Annotated in this window: 17 protein-coding genes; 9 read left to right on the forward strand and 8 right to left on the reverse strand. The window is 64.0% G+C overall.

Features of this window, described 5'->3' with window-relative positions; translation table 11 throughout:
* The first annotated feature begins 31 nt into the window (after window positions 1-31).
* The 9 genes from AC1DLV_RS25165 (at window position 32) to AC1DLV_RS25205 (ending at window position 9,096) form a co-directional block, all read left to right on the forward strand.
* A complete protein-coding gene (locus AC1DLV_RS25165) occupies window positions 32-1,201 on the forward strand; it encodes an ABC transporter substrate-binding protein (protein WP_476802773.1) in 1,170 nt (389 codons plus the stop codon).
* A gap of 10 nt (window positions 1,202-1,211) precedes the next feature.
* A complete protein-coding gene (locus tag AC1DLV_RS25170; RefSeq protein WP_476802774.1) occupies window positions 1,212-2,180 on the forward strand; it encodes an MBL fold metallo-hydrolase in 969 nt (322 codons plus the stop codon).
* Between the two features lie 26 nt (window positions 2,181-2,206).
* Complete coding sequence (locus tag AC1DLV_RS25175) at window positions 2,207-3,370, forward strand: ABC transporter substrate-binding protein (RefSeq protein WP_476802775.1); 1,164 nt, start codon at window positions 2,207-2,209, stop codon at window positions 3,368-3,370.
* Window positions 3,371-3,450: 80 nt separating this feature from the next.
* Window positions 3,451-4,365, forward strand: a complete 915-nt coding sequence (locus tag AC1DLV_RS25180; protein WP_476802776.1) for a branched-chain amino acid ABC transporter permease — start codon at window positions 3,451-3,453, stop codon at window positions 4,363-4,365.
* A gap of 19 nt (window positions 4,366-4,384) precedes the next feature.
* A complete protein-coding gene (locus AC1DLV_RS25185) occupies window positions 4,385-5,368 on the forward strand; it encodes a branched-chain amino acid ABC transporter permease (RefSeq protein ID WP_476802777.1) in 984 nt (327 codons plus the stop codon).
* Complete coding sequence (locus tag AC1DLV_RS25190; RefSeq protein ID WP_476802778.1) at window positions 5,365-6,123, forward strand: ABC transporter ATP-binding protein; 759 nt, start codon at window positions 5,365-5,367, stop codon at window positions 6,121-6,123. The genes AC1DLV_RS25185 and AC1DLV_RS25190 overlap by 4 nt, the downstream gene beginning before the upstream one ends.
* Window positions 6,117-6,818 carry an ABC transporter ATP-binding protein gene (locus AC1DLV_RS25195; RefSeq protein WP_476802779.1) on the forward strand — a complete coding sequence of 234 codons (702 nt, stop codon included), beginning with the start codon at window positions 6,117-6,119 and terminating at the stop codon, window positions 6,816-6,818. The genes AC1DLV_RS25190 and AC1DLV_RS25195 overlap by 7 nt, the downstream gene beginning before the upstream one ends.
* Complete coding sequence (locus AC1DLV_RS25200; RefSeq protein WP_476802780.1) at window positions 6,805-7,632, forward strand: aspartate dehydrogenase; 828 nt, start codon at window positions 6,805-6,807, stop codon at window positions 7,630-7,632. Before AC1DLV_RS25195 ends, AC1DLV_RS25200 begins: the two co-directional genes overlap by 14 nt.
* Before the next feature lie 24 nt (window positions 7,633-7,656).
* Entirely contained in the window at window positions 7,657-9,096 is a 1,440-nt protein-coding gene (locus AC1DLV_RS25205) for an NAD-dependent succinate-semialdehyde dehydrogenase (RefSeq protein ID WP_476802781.1), read from the forward strand.
* A gap of 70 nt (window positions 9,097-9,166) precedes the next feature.
* Here AC1DLV_RS25205 and AC1DLV_RS25210 read toward each other — a convergent pair whose 3' ends face one another.
* The 8 genes from AC1DLV_RS25210 to AC1DLV_RS25245 all read right to left on the reverse strand — a co-directional run bounded on the left by AC1DLV_RS25210 (window position 9,167) and on the right by AC1DLV_RS25245 (window position 17,388).
* Window positions 9,167-9,943, reverse strand: a complete 777-nt coding sequence (locus AC1DLV_RS25210; protein WP_476802782.1) for an L-fucose dehydrogenase — start codon at window positions 9,941-9,943, stop codon at window positions 9,167-9,169.
* A gap of 5 nt (window positions 9,944-9,948) precedes the next feature.
* Complete coding sequence (locus AC1DLV_RS25215; RefSeq protein WP_476802783.1) at window positions 9,949-11,226, reverse strand: L-fuconate dehydratase; 1,278 nt, start codon at window positions 11,224-11,226, stop codon at window positions 9,949-9,951.
* A 19-nt stretch (window positions 11,227-11,245) separates the two neighbouring features.
* On the reverse strand, window positions 11,246-12,100 hold the full coding sequence (locus tag AC1DLV_RS25220; protein ID WP_476802784.1) for a fumarylacetoacetate hydrolase family protein: 855 nt from the start codon (window positions 12,098-12,100) through the stop codon (window positions 11,246-11,248).
* A 63-nt stretch (window positions 12,101-12,163) separates the two neighbouring features.
* Complete coding sequence (locus AC1DLV_RS25225) at window positions 12,164-13,111, reverse strand: substrate-binding domain-containing protein (RefSeq protein WP_476802785.1); 948 nt, start codon at window positions 13,109-13,111, stop codon at window positions 12,164-12,166.
* A 101-nt stretch (window positions 13,112-13,212) separates the two neighbouring features.
* Window positions 13,213-14,208, reverse strand: a complete 996-nt coding sequence (locus AC1DLV_RS25230) for an ABC transporter permease (RefSeq protein WP_476802786.1) — start codon at window positions 14,206-14,208, stop codon at window positions 13,213-13,215.
* Window positions 14,205-15,743 (reverse strand): sugar ABC transporter ATP-binding protein, encoded by a 1,539-nt coding sequence (locus AC1DLV_RS25235; protein WP_476802787.1) that lies wholly within the window; start codon window positions 15,741-15,743, stop codon window positions 14,205-14,207. The genes AC1DLV_RS25230 and AC1DLV_RS25235 overlap by 4 nt, the downstream gene beginning before the upstream one ends.
* Window positions 15,740-16,624 carry an amidohydrolase family protein gene (locus AC1DLV_RS25240; protein WP_476802788.1) on the reverse strand — a complete coding sequence of 295 codons (885 nt, stop codon included), beginning with the start codon at window positions 16,622-16,624 and terminating at the stop codon, window positions 15,740-15,742. Before AC1DLV_RS25240 ends, AC1DLV_RS25235 begins: the two co-directional genes overlap by 4 nt.
* 14 nt (window positions 16,625-16,638) lie before the next feature.
* On the reverse strand, window positions 16,639-17,388 hold the full coding sequence (locus AC1DLV_RS25245; protein ID WP_476802789.1) for an SDR family oxidoreductase: 750 nt from the start codon (window positions 17,386-17,388) through the stop codon (window positions 16,639-16,641).
* Window positions 17,389-17,496 lie beyond the last annotated feature (108 nt).

Raw genomic sequence — 17,496 nt, forward strand, 5'->3', positions numbered from 1 at the left:
CGGGCCGGCTTACCCCAGGATTTTCCAAGGCATGAAACTGAAGTCTTCCATTCTGGCCCTTATGGCCGCGTCGCTGTTTGCCTCGAGCGCGCTCGCGCAGGACCCGGTCAAGATCGGCATGATCACGACGCTGTCGGGCTCCGCAGGCTATCTCGGCCAAGACGTGCGCGACGGCTTCCAGCTCGCCATCGACATGGAGGGTGGCAAGCTTGGCGGCATACCGGTCAAGGTGCTGGTGGAAGATGACGGGTTGAAGCCAGGCAGCGGCCGCCAGATCGCCGACAAGTTCCTCAACGACGAAGGCGTCAAGCTGTTCACCGGCATTGTCTTTTCCAACGTAGCGGGCGCCACGGTTCCCGAAATCGTCGATGCCGGCGCCATTTTCGTCAGCCCCAATGCCGGTCCCTCGGAATTCGCTGGCAAGGGTTGCAATCCGAATTACTTCGTCCTGTCCTGGCTGACCGACACGATGCAAGGCAGTGCCGGCCAGAACGCCAGCGACCTTGGCTACAAGAAGGCCTTCGTGCTGGCGCCGAACTACCAGGCCGGCAAGGACGCCATCACCGGCTTCAAGCGCTACTTCAAGGGCGAGATCACAGGCGAGATCTACACCCGTCTCGACCAGACCGATTTCGCCGCTGAGATGGCGCAGATCAAGGCGGCAAAGCCCGACGTGGTGTTCCAGTTCCAGCCCGGCGGTCTCGGCATCGCGTTCCTGCGCCAGTACCAGCAGTCGGGCCTGCTCGGGGCGGTGCCGATGGTCATCGCCGAACCGTCGATGGATCACGCGATCCTCAAGGCTGTCGGTGATGCGGCCGAAGGCCTGAATGTCTCCGGCGCCTGGAATACCGACCTCGACAACGAAACCAACCGCACGTTCGTGGCGAAGTTCGAAGAGACCTACAAGCGTACCCCGACCATGTATGCGGCGCAGGGCTACGACACGGCACTCGCCATCGCCTCGGCGCTCAAGCAGACCGAAGGCAATGTCGAGGACACCGAAGCCTTTCGCCAGGCCATGCTGAAGACCGAGTTCAAGACGACACGCGGCTCCTTCAGCTTCGGTTCCAACCAGCACCCGGTACAGGACTGGTATGCCATGCAGGTGGTGCGCGACGATGCCGGCAAGCTTGTGCTGAAGACCCGCAAGAAGCTTTTGACCAACCACGGCGATCCGTTTGCCGGCGAATGCCGGATGTGAGGCGGCCGATATGATGAAGGTCGTCAGGCGACATTTTCCGGAGCTCGGCATCGAACTGGAGCGGCTTGAAGCCGGTCCGGTCGCGGTGACGTGCATTCCCGACATGGCCAATGTCGCCTGGCCAGCCAAGGCGATCTTTGGCGGGCTTTCGCGAAACGATCTTGAAATTGCCGCGCAGCGGTCGCCGGCCGGCACCGTTGATCCCGCTGGCGAGACGGTAGCGCTGAGCTTCAACTGCTATGTCATCGAAACGCCCGACTATGTCGCGCTGATCGATGGCGGCATCGGCGATGGCAAGGAGCGGCCGCACCGGCCGGCCTGGCACCGCCGCGAAACCAAATTCCTCGACACGCTGAAGGCCATCGGCATCGCGCCCGAAGATGTCGACATCGTCATCAACACGCATCTGCACGCCGACCATGTCGGCTGGAACACCAGGCGGGAAGGCGAAACCTGGCGGCCGACCTTTCCCAATGCCCGCTATGTCGTATCTGAGGTCGAGCTCGCCCACTGGATAGCTGTCCACGAGGCTGAGCCGCTGGGCTACACATTGCACGGCGCCTTCGCAGATAGCGTGTTGCCTATTATTCGCAGCGTCGGCTTCGAGGCGGTCGCTTCAGATGCCGAGGTCGTGCCCGGCCTCACGCTGCGCCCGGCGCCCGGCCATTCGCCGGGTATGGTGGTGGTGTCGCTGGCAACAGGGGAGGGCCAGGTGCTGTTTCTCGCCGACGCTGTGCATCACCCGCTGCAGCTCGGCGACGACAGCATCGTTTGCAATTTCTGCGAGGACCCCAAGCAGGCACGCACGACGCGCATCGCGCTGCTCACTGATGCCGCGGCAGCCAATACGGTGCTTGCGCCTTACCATTTTCCCGCTCCTGTCTTCGGCCGGCTTGAGGCGGATGCGGCTTCTTTCAGGTTTTGTCCTCTCGAAATCGAGACGACAGCTAAGCCGGCAAATAACAACGCGCGCCCATAAGACGCCACCCAGAGGAGAACTGACCCATGAATTTCAGACGTGTCTTGCTTGCCGCTTCCGTCGCCGCCTTGGCGGCACTGCCGGCCTTCGCCGCCGACCCGGTCAAGATCGGCATGATCACCACGCTTTCGGGCCCGGCCGGCTATCTCGGCCAGGACATCCGCGACGGCTTCAAGCTCGCCATGGAAGATGGCAAGCTCGGCGGCGTGCCGGTCGAACTCGTCGTTGAGGATGACGGCCTCAAGCCCGGCCAGGGCAAGCAGATCGCCGAGCGCTTCCTCAGCGAAAACGGCATCAAGCTGTTCACCGGCATCGTCTTTTCCAATGTCGCCGGCGCCACCATTCCTGACATCGTCGACAGCGGCGCCTTCTACATCAGCCCGAACGCCGCACCTTCGAACCTTGCCGGCAAGGAGTGCAACGAGAACTATTTCGTCGTCTCCTGGCAGAACGACTCGCTGCATGAGAGCGCCGGACAGAACGCCACCAATCTCGGCTACAAGAAGGCCTTCGTGCTGGCGCCCAACTACCAGGCAGGCAAGGACGCCATCGCCGGCTTCAAGCGCTATTTCAAGGGTGAGATCGCGGGCGAAATCTACACCCGCCTCGACCAGACCGACTTTGCAGCGGAACTCGCCCAGGTGCGCGCGGCCAAGCCTGACGTGGTGTTCCAGTTCCATCCGGGCGGACTCGGCATCACCTTCCTGCGCCAGTACGAGCAGTCGGGCCTGATGAAGGAAATCCCCATGGTCGTGGCCGAGCCGTCGATGGACGGTGTGACACTTGCTGCCGTCGGCGATGCCGCCATCGGCCTCAACGTGTCGAGCCACTGGAACTCGGACTTCGACAACGCGGCCAACAAGAAGTTCATGGACGCCTGGAACAAGACCTACAACCGTCCGGTGACCTACTATGCCAGCCAGGGTTATGACGCGGCACTCGCCTACGCTTCGGCGCTGAAGGCGACCGGCGGCAATATCGACGACGCCGACGCGTTCCGAGACGCGCTGCGCAAGGCCGACTTCGAGTCGGTTCGCGGCAAGTTCGCATTCGGCCCCAACCAGCACCCGGTTCAGAACTGGTACGCGTTGAAGGTCGAAAAGGGCGCCGACGGCAAGCCGGTGTTGAAGACGGTCGGCGAGGTCTTCAAGGACCATGGCGACGTCTACGCCGCCGATTGCAAGATGTAGTTTCGGCCCGCTCGATGCTGCGGGCGGCACGATTGCCGCTCGCCATTTCTCCCAATTTTTCCCAATCGAAGCGATAGGCGATGACGCTCTTCCTCGAACAGATGCTCAATGGCGTGCAATTCGGCGTCATGCTTTTCCTGCTGGCGGCCGGCCTGACGCTGATCTTCGGCATCATGGGCGTCATCAACCTGGCGCATGGCTCGATCTATATGATCGGCGCCTATGCCGGCACGTGGGTAGCGGCTGAAACCGGTTCGTTCTGGCTCGGCATTCCAGCGGCCCTTGCGGCGGCTGCCGTCACCGGCGCTGCAATCGAATTCCTTGTCGTGCGGCGGCTTTATGGGCGTGACCATCTCGACCAGGTGCTGGCGACCTTCGGCTTGATCCTGATCTTCAACCAGACCATCACCATCCTGTTTGGACGCCAGCCGCTGTTCGTGTCGATGCCGGCCTTGCTCGACGGTTCGGTCGAACTGCTGCCGGGGCTGGTCTATCCGATCTACCGGCTGGCGATCATCGCCGTTGGCCTGCTGGTGGCGCTCGGGCTCTACCTCCTGATCAACAAGACGCGCATCGGCATGCTGGTCCGCGCCGGCTCGACCAACCGCGAGATGGTGCGGGCACTCGGCGTCGACATCCGGCTGCTCTACACGCTGGTGTTCGGCCTGGGTGCGCTGCTTGCCGGTCTCGCCGGTTTCATGGCTGGCCCGATCCTTGCGGTGCAGGTCGGCATGGGCGAGCAGATCCTGATCACGACCTTCGTCGTGGTGGTGATCGGCGGCGTCGGCTCGATCCGTGGTGCCTTCTTCGCCAGCCTCATCCTCGGTATCGTCGACACCGGCCTGCGCGCCTATCTGCCTGGCCTTCTGCGCCAGGTCATGGTCGGTCCGGATGCGGACGCGCTCGGCGCCGGCATCTCGTCGATGGGCATCTATCTGCTGATGGCGCTCGTGCTTCTCATCAGGCCAAAGGGCCTGTTCATCCGAAATTCCTGAACTAGGCGCTGACTGGCCCATGGAAAAATCACTCAAGCGACCTGCCTTGCTTGCCGGCGTGCTGATCGCGCTGATCGCATTGCCGACGGTCGCCGACGCAACCGGCTACGCCGCGCTGACGTCGCTGGCGACACGCGTGCTGATCTACGGCATTGCTGCCGCGAGCCTCAACTTCGTGCTCGGCTATGGCGGCATGGTGAGCTTCGGCCACGCCGCTTTCTTCGGCATCGGCGGTTATGTCGTCGGTATCCTCTACCAGCACTACGCGCTGGGCGAGCCGCTTTTCGGCTTCATATCAGGAACCAACCAGCTTCTGATCACCATTCCGGTGGCGCTGGTGGTCTCCGGCATCATGGCGGCGCTCATCGGGGCCTTGTCGCTGCGCACCGGCGGTGTGCAGTTCATCATGATCACGCTGGCCTTCGCGCAGATGCTGTTTTTCCTGTTTGTCTCGCTGAAGACCTATGGCGGCGATGACGGGCTGATCATCCGCCGTGCCAACGAGCTGCCGGGCCTCAACATGCGCGACAAGCAGACCGTCTATTATGTCTGCCTGGCGATCACGGTGCTGTTTTTCGTGATCTTGTGGCGCATCGTCAATTCGCGCTTCGGCAACGTCATCGTCGGCCTGCGCCAGAGCGAAAAGCGCATGGCGGCGATTGGCCTTCCCGCCTATCGCTACAAGCTGATGGCCTTCGTCATCTCCGGCATGGGCTGCGGCCTTGCCGGGGCGCTGATGGCCAATTTCCTGCGCTATGCCAGCCCCGACATGATGCACTGGACCAAGTCGGGCGAACTGATGGTGATGGTCATCCTGGGCGGTGTCGGCACTTTGTTCGGACCGCTGCTCGGTGCAGCCGTGTTCATCGTGCTTGAATCCATCCTCGCTTCATGGACGGAGAACTGGCAGCTGGGCCTTGGACTGATCCTGCTGTTTGTCGTGCTCTACACCCAAGGCGGCGTCCAGGCGCTCGGTGCCCGTATGTTCGGGAGGCGCGCATGACCACTCCTGTCCTCAACGTCCAGGGCATGGTCAAGCGCTTCGGCGGCCTGCTTGCCACCGACCATGTCGATTTGACCGTGAGGCCCGGCGAGATCCACGCCTTGATCGGCCCGAACGGTGCCGGCAAGACGACGCTGATCTCGCAGCTGATGGGCGAGCTCAAGCAGAACGAAGGCACCATCGAACTCGCCGGCCAGCCGATCACCACCTTGCCGACCGCAAAGCGCGTGTCGATGGGGCTGGCGCGCACCTTCCAGATCACCTGCCTGCTGCCGGACTATACGGTGCTCGACAATGTCGCCATCGCCGTCCAGGTGCGGCAGGGCCACAGCTTCCGCTTCTGGGGCAATGTCAGGCACGAGGCCGAGCTGCGTGAAGATGCGCGCAGCTACCTCGCAGGTGCCGGCCTTGCCGACCGCGCCGACGAGCTGGTCGCCAACCTGTCGCATGGCGAGCAGAAGCAGCTCGAACTGGCCGTGGCGCTCGCCACCAAGCCTCGCCTGCTTTTGCTCGACGAGCCAATGGCCGGTCTCGGCCATCTCGAAAGCCAGCAGATGATCGAGATGCTGCGCGGCCTCAAGAACCAGGTCTCGATGCTGCTTGTCGAGCACGACATGGAGGCGGTGTTTGCGCTCGCCGACCGCGTCTCGGTGCTGGTCTATGGCCGCATCATCGCCACCGGTTCGGTCGACGAAATCAGGGACAATCCCGAGGTCCGAACGGCCTATCTGGGCGAGGGAGACGAGCTATGCTGAGCGTCGCCAAATTGCAGTCGGCCTACGGGCGAAGCCAGGTGCTTTTCGATGTCGCGCTGGAGATCGGCGACGGCGAGGTGGTGACGCTGCTCGGCCGCAACGGCATGGGCAAGACAACCACGGTCAAATCGATCATGGGCCTGCTCAAGCCGCTGTCGGGCGAGATCAGCTTCGGTGGCCGCGATGTCCGCGGTGCCATGCCCGAGACGGTGGCGCGGCTTGGCGTCGGTCTGGTGCCCGAGGGACGCCAGGCGTTTTCCACGCTGACGGTGCGCGAAAACCTCGTTGCCACCGCTGCCAATCGCCTCGGCCGCAAGAATGCCTGGACGCTTGAACGCGTCTACGCGCTGTTTCCGCGCCTGCGCGAACGTGCCGGCCAGGCAGCGGGCACGCTGTCGGGCGGCGAACAGCAGATGCTGGTCGTCGGCCGCGCGCTGATGACCAATCCCAAGCTGCTCATCCTCGATGAAGCGACCGAGGGCTTGGCGCCGGTCATCCGTGCCGAGATCTGGGCTTGCATCGAGGCGCTGAAGGCGGAGGGGCAGTCGATCCTGTTGATCGACAAGAACCTCAACGTGCTGAAGCGGCTCGCCGATCGCCACTACATCCTGGAAAAGGGCAGGACAGTCTGGTCGGGAACCGGCGAAGACCTGACCCGCAACGCCGAACTGGTGCAGCGCTATGTCGGCCTCTGAGAAGCGGCAACGCCGGTTGCGGATATGCTTCGTTGGCTGGGGCGCGATTGCCGGCCGCGTTGGCGAGCTGCTCGCCGAGCGCAAGCCGGCGGGCGTCGAGATCGTAGCCGTCGCTGTCCGCGATGTCGGACAAGTGCGCGACAATCTCCCCGAAGGTGCGCGGTTGATCTCAAGCACAGACGAACTGGCAAGGCTCGACGTCGACATGGTGATCGAAGTTGCAGGCCGCCCCGCCGTCGCCATCTGGGGCGAGGCGGCTTTGCGGCATGCGGCAAGCTTTGTCGTCTCCTCGACGAGCGCATTCTGCGACGACGCACTCCACGAGCGGCTGCTTGCCGTGGCACGCGAGACCGGGAGCCGTATCGTCATGCCATCGGGCGCACTCGGCGACCTGGGCGCGCTGGCCGCAGCCTCGATCCTGCCGATCGACGAGGTGACGCACACCATCGTCAAGCCGCCGCTGGCATGGCAAGGCACCAAGGCGAGTGAGCTCGTTAACCTCGACAAGCTCACGGAGCGCAGCGCGTTTTTCACCGGCACGGCGCGTCAGGCGGCCAACGCGTTCCCGCAGAATGCCAATGTGGCCGTCATTTCCGCTTTGTCGGGTATCGGCCTCGACCGTACGCGCATTGTGCTGGTGGCCGACCCGGCAGCCAAGCGCAACGTCCACGAGGTCAGCGCCTCAGGCGCCTTTGGCCGGCTTGATCTGCGCCTTGAAAACGAAGCGCTCAAGAACAATCCGAAATCATCCGAGATGACCGCGCTCAGCCTTGTCAGGCTTATCGAAAACCAGCTTTCCCCCCTTGCGCGCTAGCCGCCAGGGACAATGGAGACTTTCATGACGAACACCTATCCCGACCTCATGCTTTACATCGGCGGCTCCTGGCGCAAGACGGTCGACACCCAGCCTGTGCTCAATCCGGCTGACGAAACCGTCATCGGCGCGGTGCCGGTCGCCTCGCGCGCGGACCTCGACGACGCGCTCGACGCTGCGGCGAAAGGCTTCAACGTTTGGCGCAAGACCTCGCCGGCAAGGCGCGCCGAGGTCATCCTCAAGGCTGCCCAGCTGATGCGTGAACGCATCGAAGAGATCGCCTATGCCATCACCGTGGAGCACGGCAAGCCGCTCGCCCAGGCTCGTCTCGAGGTCATTCGCGGCTGCGAGTTTTTCGAATGGGACGCGGCGGAAGGCCAGCGCACCTATGGCCGCGTCATTCCCAGCGAGCCGGGCATCAAATACATCGTGCATCACCAGCCCATCGGCACGGTTGCGGCGTTTTCGCCGTGGAACTTCCCGATGAGCCAGCCGTCGCGCAAGATCGCAGGCGCGCTAGCCGCAGGATGCTCGATCATCCTGAAAGCCGCCGAGGAAACACCTGCGGGCGCTTTCCATATCGCGCGTGCGTTCCACGATGCGGGCCTGCCCGCAGGCGTCTTCAACCTCGTCTTCGGCGTGCCTGCGGAGATTTCGGGCTATCTCATTCCCCAGAGCCAGGTCCGGCTGGTCGCCTTCACCGGCTCGACCGCCGTTGGCAAGCACCTGACCGAGATGGCGGCGCGCCACATGACGCCGGTGCTGATGGAACTCGGCGGTCATGCGCCTGTCATCGTCTGCGACGATGTTGATCCCGTCGCTGCCGCGATCACCTCGGCGGTGCGCAAGGCGCGCAATTCCGGGCAGGTCTGCACCTCGCCTACGCGCTTCTTTGTGCAGGAGCGTATCTATGAAGCCTTCACCAAGGCGTTCGCCGAGACGGCCCGCGCCATCACGGTGGGCAACGGGCTGGATTCTGCCACCCAGATGGGGCCTGTGGCCAACCATCGCCGGATCGAGGCCCTGGAAGCGATGGCGGCGGACGCCCGCGCCAAGGGTGCCCGCGTTCTGACAGGCGGCGAGCGGCTCGGCAATCGCGGCTATTTCTTCCCCGTCACCACGATCGCTGACCTGCCGGACGACGCGCGCGCCATGCGCGAGGAGCCGTTCGGCCCGATGGCGCTGATCAATCCCGTGCGTTCCGTCGAAGAGGCTATCGAAAAGGCCAACGCGCTGCCCTTCGGCCTGGCGGCCTATGCCTTCACGCATTCGGCCCGCATCGCCGACCAGCTTGCGGACGGGATCGAGGCGGGCAATGTCTCGATCAACACGCTGGAGGCGTCCGTTCCCGAAACGCCGTTCGGCGGCGTGAAGGAAAGCGGTTACGGCCGTGAAGGCGGCCTCGAAGGGCTGGCGCAGTACACCGTCATCAAGAATGTGTCGCACCGCATGACGATCGCCTGACGCAGGCGGGACAGGACGGCCGGTGCCGGCGAGGCATCGGCCGTCGGGGATCATGCTCTCGCGATCCCGGTCAGTCCAACGCGCGGTCGAGGTGGGTGTAGCCGCCGTCGACGAACAGCCACTGGCCGGTGGTGTGGCTGGCGCGGTCCGACAGCAGGAAAAGCACCGTGTCGGCGATCTCTTCTGCCGTGGTCATGCGCTGTCCCAGCGGAATGCGCCTGGTGATCTCGGCAAGGCGCGCCTCGGGATCGTCGAAGGTCTTGAGCCACTTCTCGTAGAGCGGCGTCATCACTTCTGCCGGAATGACAGCGTTGACGCGGACACCGTCGCCGCGCAGCGCTGCCGCCCATTCGCGCGTCAAGGATAGCTGCGCGCCCTTGGCGGCGGTGTAGCCGCTGGTGTTGCCCTGGCCAGTGAGTGCTGTCTTGGACGAGACGTTGACGATCGATCCGCGTGCCGCCTTGAGCCAGTGCAGGCAGTGATGCGCTGTCGTGTAGTAGTGGACCAAATTGCGTTCCAGCGACTCGCGGAAGGCTTCCGGGCCGGCTTCGAGGCCGATGCCGTCATTGATGCCGGCATTGTTGACCAGCCCGTCGATGCGGCCGAAAGCTTTTGCCACCTTCTCGACGGCCGCGCCGATCTCGGGATCGTGCATCAACTCGACCTGGACGAACATCGAGCGCGGCGATGCCGCCTTGAGTTTCGCGGCAAAATCTTCGGCCAGCGGGCTGCGGCCGAAGACGACGGGAATGGCGCCTTCAGCGGCAAGGCCAAGCGCGACCGCGCCGCCGATGCCGGCACCGCCGCCGGTGACGATGATGACCTTGTCCTTCAGCCCGAGATCCATCTCCGTCAGCCCTTGAACTGATAGTCTTTGAGCGTCGCCGGCTTCATCTCGATGGAGAAACCTGCCGCCGTTGGGGGTAAATAGGCGGCGTTGCGGACGATGCAGGGTTCCTTGAAGTGCTCGTGCAGGTGGTCGACATATTCGACGACACGGCCCTCGCGGGTGCCGGCGATGCAGATGTAATCGATCATCGACAGATGCTGGACGTATTCGCACAGTCCGACGCCGCCGGCGTGCGGACAGACCAGCAGATCGTACTTCGCAGCCATCAACAGAACGGCGAGGATCTCGTTGACGCCGCCGAGACGGCAGGCGTCGATCTGCACCACGTCAATGGCGCCGCGCATGATGAACTGCTTGAACATGATGCGGTTCTGGCACATCTCGCCCGTGGCGACCTGGACGGGCGCCACGCCTTCGCGGATCTTGCGGTGGCCCTCGACATCGTCGGGATTTGTCGGCTCCTCGATGAACCACGGCTTGGCGAAGGCGAGGTCGCGCACCCAGTCGATCGCCTGATCGACTTCCCAGACCTGGTTGGCGTCGATCATCAGCTGGCGATCCGGCCCCAGCACTTCACGCGCGATGCGCAGGCGCCTGATGTCGTCGGCCTTGTCGCGCCCGACCTTCAGCTTGACGTGGTTGAAGCCGGCATCGACCGCCTCGCGGCAGAGACGGCGCAGCTTCTCGTCCTCATAGCCGAGCCAGCCGGCCGAAGTGGTGTAGCAGGGATAGCCTTCGCGCTCGAGGATGGCGATCCGCTCGGCCTTGCCAGGCGCTTTGTCGCGCAGCATGGCGAGCGCTTCGTCAGGCGTGATGCAGTCGGTGATGTAGCGGAAGTCGATGCAGCGCACGAGTTCTTCCGGCGACATGTCGGCGACCAGCTTCCATACCGGCTTGCCCGACATCTTGGCCCAGATGTCCCACACCGCGTTGACGACGGCGCCGGTTGCGAGGTGGATCGCGCCCTTGTCGGGCCCGATCCAGCGCAACTGGCTGTCGGAGGTGACATGGCGCCAGAAGGCGCCCATGTCGGCTGCGACCTTGTCCATGTCCAGCCCGACGACGAGGTGGCGCATCGCTTCGATCGCCGCGCAGCAGATCTCGTTGCCACGGCCGATGGTGAAGGTCAGGCCGTGACCTTCAATGCCGGGCGTGTCGGTTTCCAGGATGACATAGGCCGCCGAATAATCGGGGTCCGGGTTCATCGCGTCGGAACCGTCGAGATGCTTCGAGGTCGGGAAGCGCAGGTCGAGCACCCGCATGTCGATGATGCTGGTCATAGCAGGGGTCCCTAATGGTTCAGGCGGCGATGACGCGCTGCCTCTGGGTGCCGAGGCCTTCGATGCCGAGATGCATGGTCTGGCCGGCTTTGAGATAGACGGGCGGCTTCTGGCCAAGGCCGACGCCGGGCGGTGTGCCGGTGGAGATGACGTCGCCGGCCTGCAGGCTCATGAAGCGGCTGAGATAGGCGACAACCTGCTGGACCGAGAAAATCATCGTCTTGGTCGAGCCGTCCTGGAAGCGCTTGCCGTCGACGTCGAGCCACATCTTGAGGTTTTGCGGGTCAGCGATCTCGTCAGCAGTCACCATCCACGGGCCGGTCGGGCCGAAGGTGTCGCAGCCCTTGCCCTTGTCCCAGGTGCCGCCGCGCTCGATCTGGTATTCGCGCTCGGAGACGTCGTTGATGACGCAATAGCCGGCGACATGGGACATGGCGTCGGCCTCGTCGATGTAGCGGCCGGGCTTGCCGATGACGACGCCGAGCTCGACCTCCCAGTCGGTCTTGACCGATCCGCGCGGGATTTCGACGTCATCGTCGGGACCGACGATGGCGGACGTCCACTTGTTGAAGACGATGGGTTCGGCGGGGATCGCGGCTCCCGTTTCGGCGGCGTGGTCGGCGTAGTTGAGGCCGATGCAGATGAATTTTCCGATGCGGCCGACGCAGGCGCCGAGACGCAGGTCATCCTGGGGCGTGCCGGCGACGAGCGGCAGCGTCTGAGGATCGATGCCGCGCAGACGGGCGAGGCCTTCAGGTGTCAGCACGTCGCCGGCGATGTCGTCGACGACGCCCGAGAGGTCGCGGACGCGGCCCGCGGAGTCGAGGATGCCGGGCTTTTCGTTGCCCTTGGGGCCGTAGCGGAGCAGTTTCATTACAATCACCTTGTTTGGAAGAAACCGGAGGCGGCGAGCCGCCTCCGGGTGGTTTGGACAGGATCAGTCGTACAGGACGGCTGCGATCTCAGGCTTATCGATGTTGGTCTTGTCGTAGTAGTAGAAGCCGGTGTCGATGTTCTTTTCGACTGCTTCACCCTTGGCTGCCTTGACCGCCGCTTCGACGGTCTTGTAGCCGATGCCGACCGGGTTCTGGGTGATGGCGCCAGCCATCTCGCCGTCGCGGATCGCCGCCTTCTGCTGGGCGCCCGAATCGTAGCCGATGATCACCAGCTTGCGGCCCAGTTCCTTGGCGCCGTTGACCACGCCGATGGCCGAGCCTTCATTGGCGCCGAACATGCCCTTGAGGTCGGGGTTGGCCTGCAGGATCGCCTTGGTGATCTCGGTCGACTTGAGGTGATCGCCCTCGCCATATTCGATGGCGACGATCTCGACCTTCGGGTGGGCTTCCTTCATGCGGTTGACGAAGCCGTCGCGGCGGTCGATGCCGGTGCGGCTGGTCTGGTCGTGCACGACCAGTGCCACCTTGCCTTCGTCGCCGATCAGTTCGGCCATCTTGTCTGCGGCAAGGGACGCGGCGGCGATGTTGTTGGTCGAGGCGGTGGCGACCGGGATATCGCCTTCGACGCCGGAGTCGAAGGCGACGACCGGGATCTTGGCGTCCTTGGCCTGCTGCAGCAGCGGCAGGGCAGCCTGGCTGTCGAGGGCGGCGAAACCGATCGCTGCCGGCTTCTTGGCGAGGGCGGCGGCCAGCATGTCGATCTGGCGGTCGACCTGCGTTTCCGAATCCGGGCCTTCGAAGGTTACGGTGACGCCGAGATCGGCGGCGGCCTTGTCGGCGCCCGCCTTCACGGCCTGCCAGAACTGGTGCTGGAAGCCCTTGGAGATCAGCGGGATGTACATCTTGTCCTGGGCCATTGCCATGGTCGAGCCGTAGCCGAGGATTGTCATGGCGCTAAGGGCGCCGAGCACAGTGCGTCTGGTGAACATGTTTCCTCCGATTGAACTTTGGTTGATCGTTTCTGGTGGAGCGTTTTCGCTCTCTTGTTGGTGTTGGCGCAGGGCGATGCACTGCGCGAAGCAAGCCTTCCTCAAAGCCTGCGGCGCCGCAGAATGTCGGTGTAGACGGCGAGAATGATGATCGAGCCGGTGACCACGGTCTGCCATTCCTGGGCGACCGAAAGGATGCGCAGGCCGTTGGCGAGCACGGAGATGATGAGCGCGCCGATGAGCGTGCCGATGATGGTGCCGCGCCCACCCGAGAGCGAGGTGCCGCCGATGACCACTGCTGCGATGGCGTCAAGCTCGTAGCCCTGGCCGAGCGCGGGCTGGGCCGAATTGAGGCGCGAGGCGATCAGCAGACCGGCGACGCCGCAGATGCTGCCGGCGAGCGCATAGACGGCGATCTTCCAGCGGTCGGTGTTGACGCCCGACAGGCGCACGGCCTCCTCGTTGGAGCCGAGCGCGAAGGTGAAGCGGCCAAGGATGGTGCGCTCGAGGATGAAGCTCGTGGCGATCGCCACCAGAAACAGGATCAGCACGCCGTTGGGGATGGGCAGGCTGGGAATGACCGTGCCGATCAGCGAGCCTTGCGAGATCTGGGTGAATCCGGGTGTTCCGTTGAAATAGATCGGACGCGTGCCTGAGATGACCAGCGACAGGCCCTTGAGGATCAGCATCATGCCGAGCGTGGCGATGAAGGGCGGGATCTTGAGCTTGGCGACGAAGGTGCCGGACAAGGTGCCGCTGCAAGCGCCTGCAAGGATAGCGGCTAGCACGCCGAGGCCCAGAGGCATGCCCCAGAAGGTCAGCACCACGCCCGCACAGACGGCGCAAAAGGTCATCAGCGTGCCGACCGACAGGTCGATGCCGCCTGTGATGATGACCAAGGTTGCTGCAATCGCCAGCACGCCGTTGACCGACGTTGCCTGCAGGATGGCGATGATGTTGGAGGTCTGCATGAAGTTGGGCGAGGCGAGGCTGAAGACGAGGATCAGCGCGATCAGGCTGGCGAAGGCAAGCAGCCTGTGGGCGCCGGAGAATTTCGAGCCTGTCGAGACAATTCCGGTGGACGCGGTCGCGCTCATTTGGCCTCTCCCTTAGCCGGCTTGTTATTTTGGTTGGCGCCTTCGCCGCGCAGCGTGGCGAGGTGCATGATCTCTTCCTGGCTGGCGCCACCAGGCAAAATGCCGGTCAGCCTGCCCTCGCACATGACAGCGATGCGGTGGCTAAGCCGGAGCACCTCGGGCAGTTCGGACGAGATGACGATGATGGCGCGGCCCTGCTGGGCGAGCGCATTGAGCAGCTTGTAGATTTCGTTCTTGGCGCCGACATCGATACCGCGCGTCGGTTCGTCGAAGATCAGCACCTCGCAATCGCGCAGCAGCCATTTGGCGATGACGATCTTCTGCTGGTTGCCGCCGGAAAGCAGCCGCACTTCCTGGCGGTCGGACGGGGTCTTGATCGCCAGCTGGTCGATGTAGCGGCTTGCCGCATCGTGCATGGCGGCTTCTTTCAGCAGGCCGCCGGGACCAGTGAAGCGGCGCAGGCTCGCCAGCACGACATTGTTGCGCACGTCCATGCCTGTGGCGAGGCCGAAATGCTTGCGGTCCTCGGAGAGGTAGCCGATGCCGGCGCGCACGGCATCCTGCGGCTTGCGGATGTCGGCCATCTTGCCGTGCATGAAGATGTCGCCGCTGTCGCGCCGGTCGGCGCCGAAGATGGCGCGCGCGACCTCGGTGCGGCCGGCACCCATCAGGCCGGCGAAACCGAGGATCTCGCCCTTGCGCACGGAGAAGCTGACGTCGCGGATGACCGCGCCGCGACGGAGGTTCCTGACATCGAGCACGACCTCCGAATTGGCATGATCGGGCATGTGGGGGCGGTCTTCGGTGAGGGCGCGGCCGACCATCATCGAGATGATCTTTTCGACCGGCGTCGTTTCGGCCGGCACCGTGCCGATATATTCGCCGTCGCGCATGACGGTGACGCGGTCGGCGATGCGCTTCAACTCATCCATCTTGTGCGAGATGTAGACGATGCCGACGCCCTCGGCCTTGAGCCGGGCGATGATGGCGAACAGCTCGGCGATCTCGGCATCGTTCAAGGCAGCCGTCGGCTCGTCCATGATCAGCACGCGCGAGCGGTAGGACAGGGCCTTGGCGATCTCGACCATCTGCTGGCGGGCGATGGTCAGCCCGCCGACCAGCGTGCGCGGATCGAGCTTCAAATGCATGCTGGCGAAGATTTCGGCGGCCTGGGCGTTGAGCTTGCCTTCATCGAGCAGCAGGCCGGCGGCCTTGCGCGGCTCGCGGCCGATGAACATGTTCTGCGCCGCCGTCAGATGCGGCATCAGGTTGAGTTCCTGATGGATGATGCCGATGCCGAGGTCCTGCGCCTGGCGTGGCGAGTTGATCTCGACCGGCTTGGCGTCGAGCAGGATTTCGCCAGCGTCGCGCCGGTAGATGCCGGCGAGGATCTTCATCATCGTCGATTTGCCAGCACCGTTCTCGCCCATCAGCGCGTGGACTTCGCCCGAGCGCAGTTCAAGCTGGGCGTTGTGCAGCGCGCGCACGCCGGGGAACGACTTCTCGATGTTCTTCATGACGACGAGGGCGTTCATGCGCGTCCTCCTTCGATGCCGTAGAAGCGCTTGGCCGTCGCCGAGAGGATCTGTTCCCGTTCGTTCGCGCTGAGACCTTCGAGCAAGAGTTCGGTGACCGCGATCCAGAAGCCGAAGCTCCCTGCCAGGGTCAGGACCGGCCAGTCCGATCCCCAGACGATGCGGCGCGGACCGAACCAGGCCAGCAGCTTTTCGACTGTAGGCCGGAGAGCCGCGACGGCTTTTTCGGGTGTGGAGCGGCGGTCGGCGGGCAGCTCGGTGAGCAGGCCGGAAAGCTTGCAATGCACCTGTGGGTGACGTGCAAGCGCTGCCATGCCTGTCTCCCACATAGCGAGGCGCGGATCGTTGGCTTCAGCCGCAAGTGCAGGCTTTGCGGCATGGTCGATGATGACGGGAAGGTCGGGGTTCGCATCGACGAAACGTTTCAGCCCAGCGAGTTGTTGGGGCATGACCAGGGCGTCGAAACGCAGGCCGAGCCGCTTCAACGCGGCGATGGCTTCAGCAAGCGGGCGGGTGGCGATCCAGTCGGGATCGTCGAGATCCTGGAGCATCGGCCGCACGCCCTTGAAGAGCGGGTTTTTCGCGAGGCGCTCCAGCGACGCAATGCTATCGGGCAAAGACAGATCGACCCAGCCGACGACGCCTGCAACTGCTGTGTCTTCGCGGCCCTGATCGAGCAGGAACTGTGTTTCCGCCTCGGTCGGGGCCGCCTGGACCAGGATACGCTGGGCGATGCCAGCGGTGTCGGCGAGGGGACGCATCTCGGGCGGGCCAAAGTCGCGATAGATCGGCGCGAGATGAGCGGCATCAGGCGTCAGCCAGCCATAATCGCCGCGGTGAAGCGTCCAGTAGTGGCAGTGGCCGTCGATCCTTTCGATCATGGCCGCCGCCCCGCCTAGATGGTGACGCCGCCGTCGACCAGGACAGCCTGGCCGGTGACGAAGCGGGATTCATCGGACAACAGGTAAACGACCAGCGGCGCGATGTCGTCAACGGTCGCCAGGCGGCCGATCGGCTGGCGGGCGATGAAGTCCTTTTCGGCCTGGACAGGGTCGGCGGCAGCAGCGATGCGGCCGCGCAGCGAGGGTGTGTCGACAGTGCCGGGGCAGAGCGCGTTGCAGCGCACGCCGCGCCTGACATAGTCGGCGGCCATGCCCTTGGTGAAGCCGATCACCGCAGCCTTGGTCGCGCCATAGAGCAGGCGGTTGGGGAAGCCTTTGATCGACGAGGCCATCGAGGCCATGTTGAGAATGGCAACGCCACCGGTCTTTTCCGCCTGCTCCAGCATGCCGGGCAGGAAGGCCTTGGTGGTGCGGTACATGCTCTTGACGTTGAGGTCGAAGCTGAAATCCCAGTCTTCGTCGCTGCAGTCCAAGATGGTGCCGTTGTGCACGAAACCGGCGCAGTTGAAGAGCCCGTCGAGGGCTGGCTGCTGCTTGGCGAAGGCTGCGACCGCATTGCCATCACGCACATCGAGACGATGGGTCTCGATGCGGCTACTTTCGGCCGCGAGTGCCGCCAACGCCTCGGCGTTGATGTCTGTGGCAATGACGTGGGCGCCCTCTTTGGCGCAGGCCAGCGCACTGGCGCGGCCGATGCCTTGGGCGGCGGCGGAAATGAAGATGCGTTTCCCGCTTAGTCGCATAACCGTTGCCCTCCCAGCAAACTGCTTGCGTCTGTGTATATACGAACATACTATTCATAAATGAACCGACCTTGCAACGGGAAATGTGGGGCGGTCGACTGGGAGGAT

The organism is Aminobacter sp. 01T433 (genome assembly GCF_056398585.1).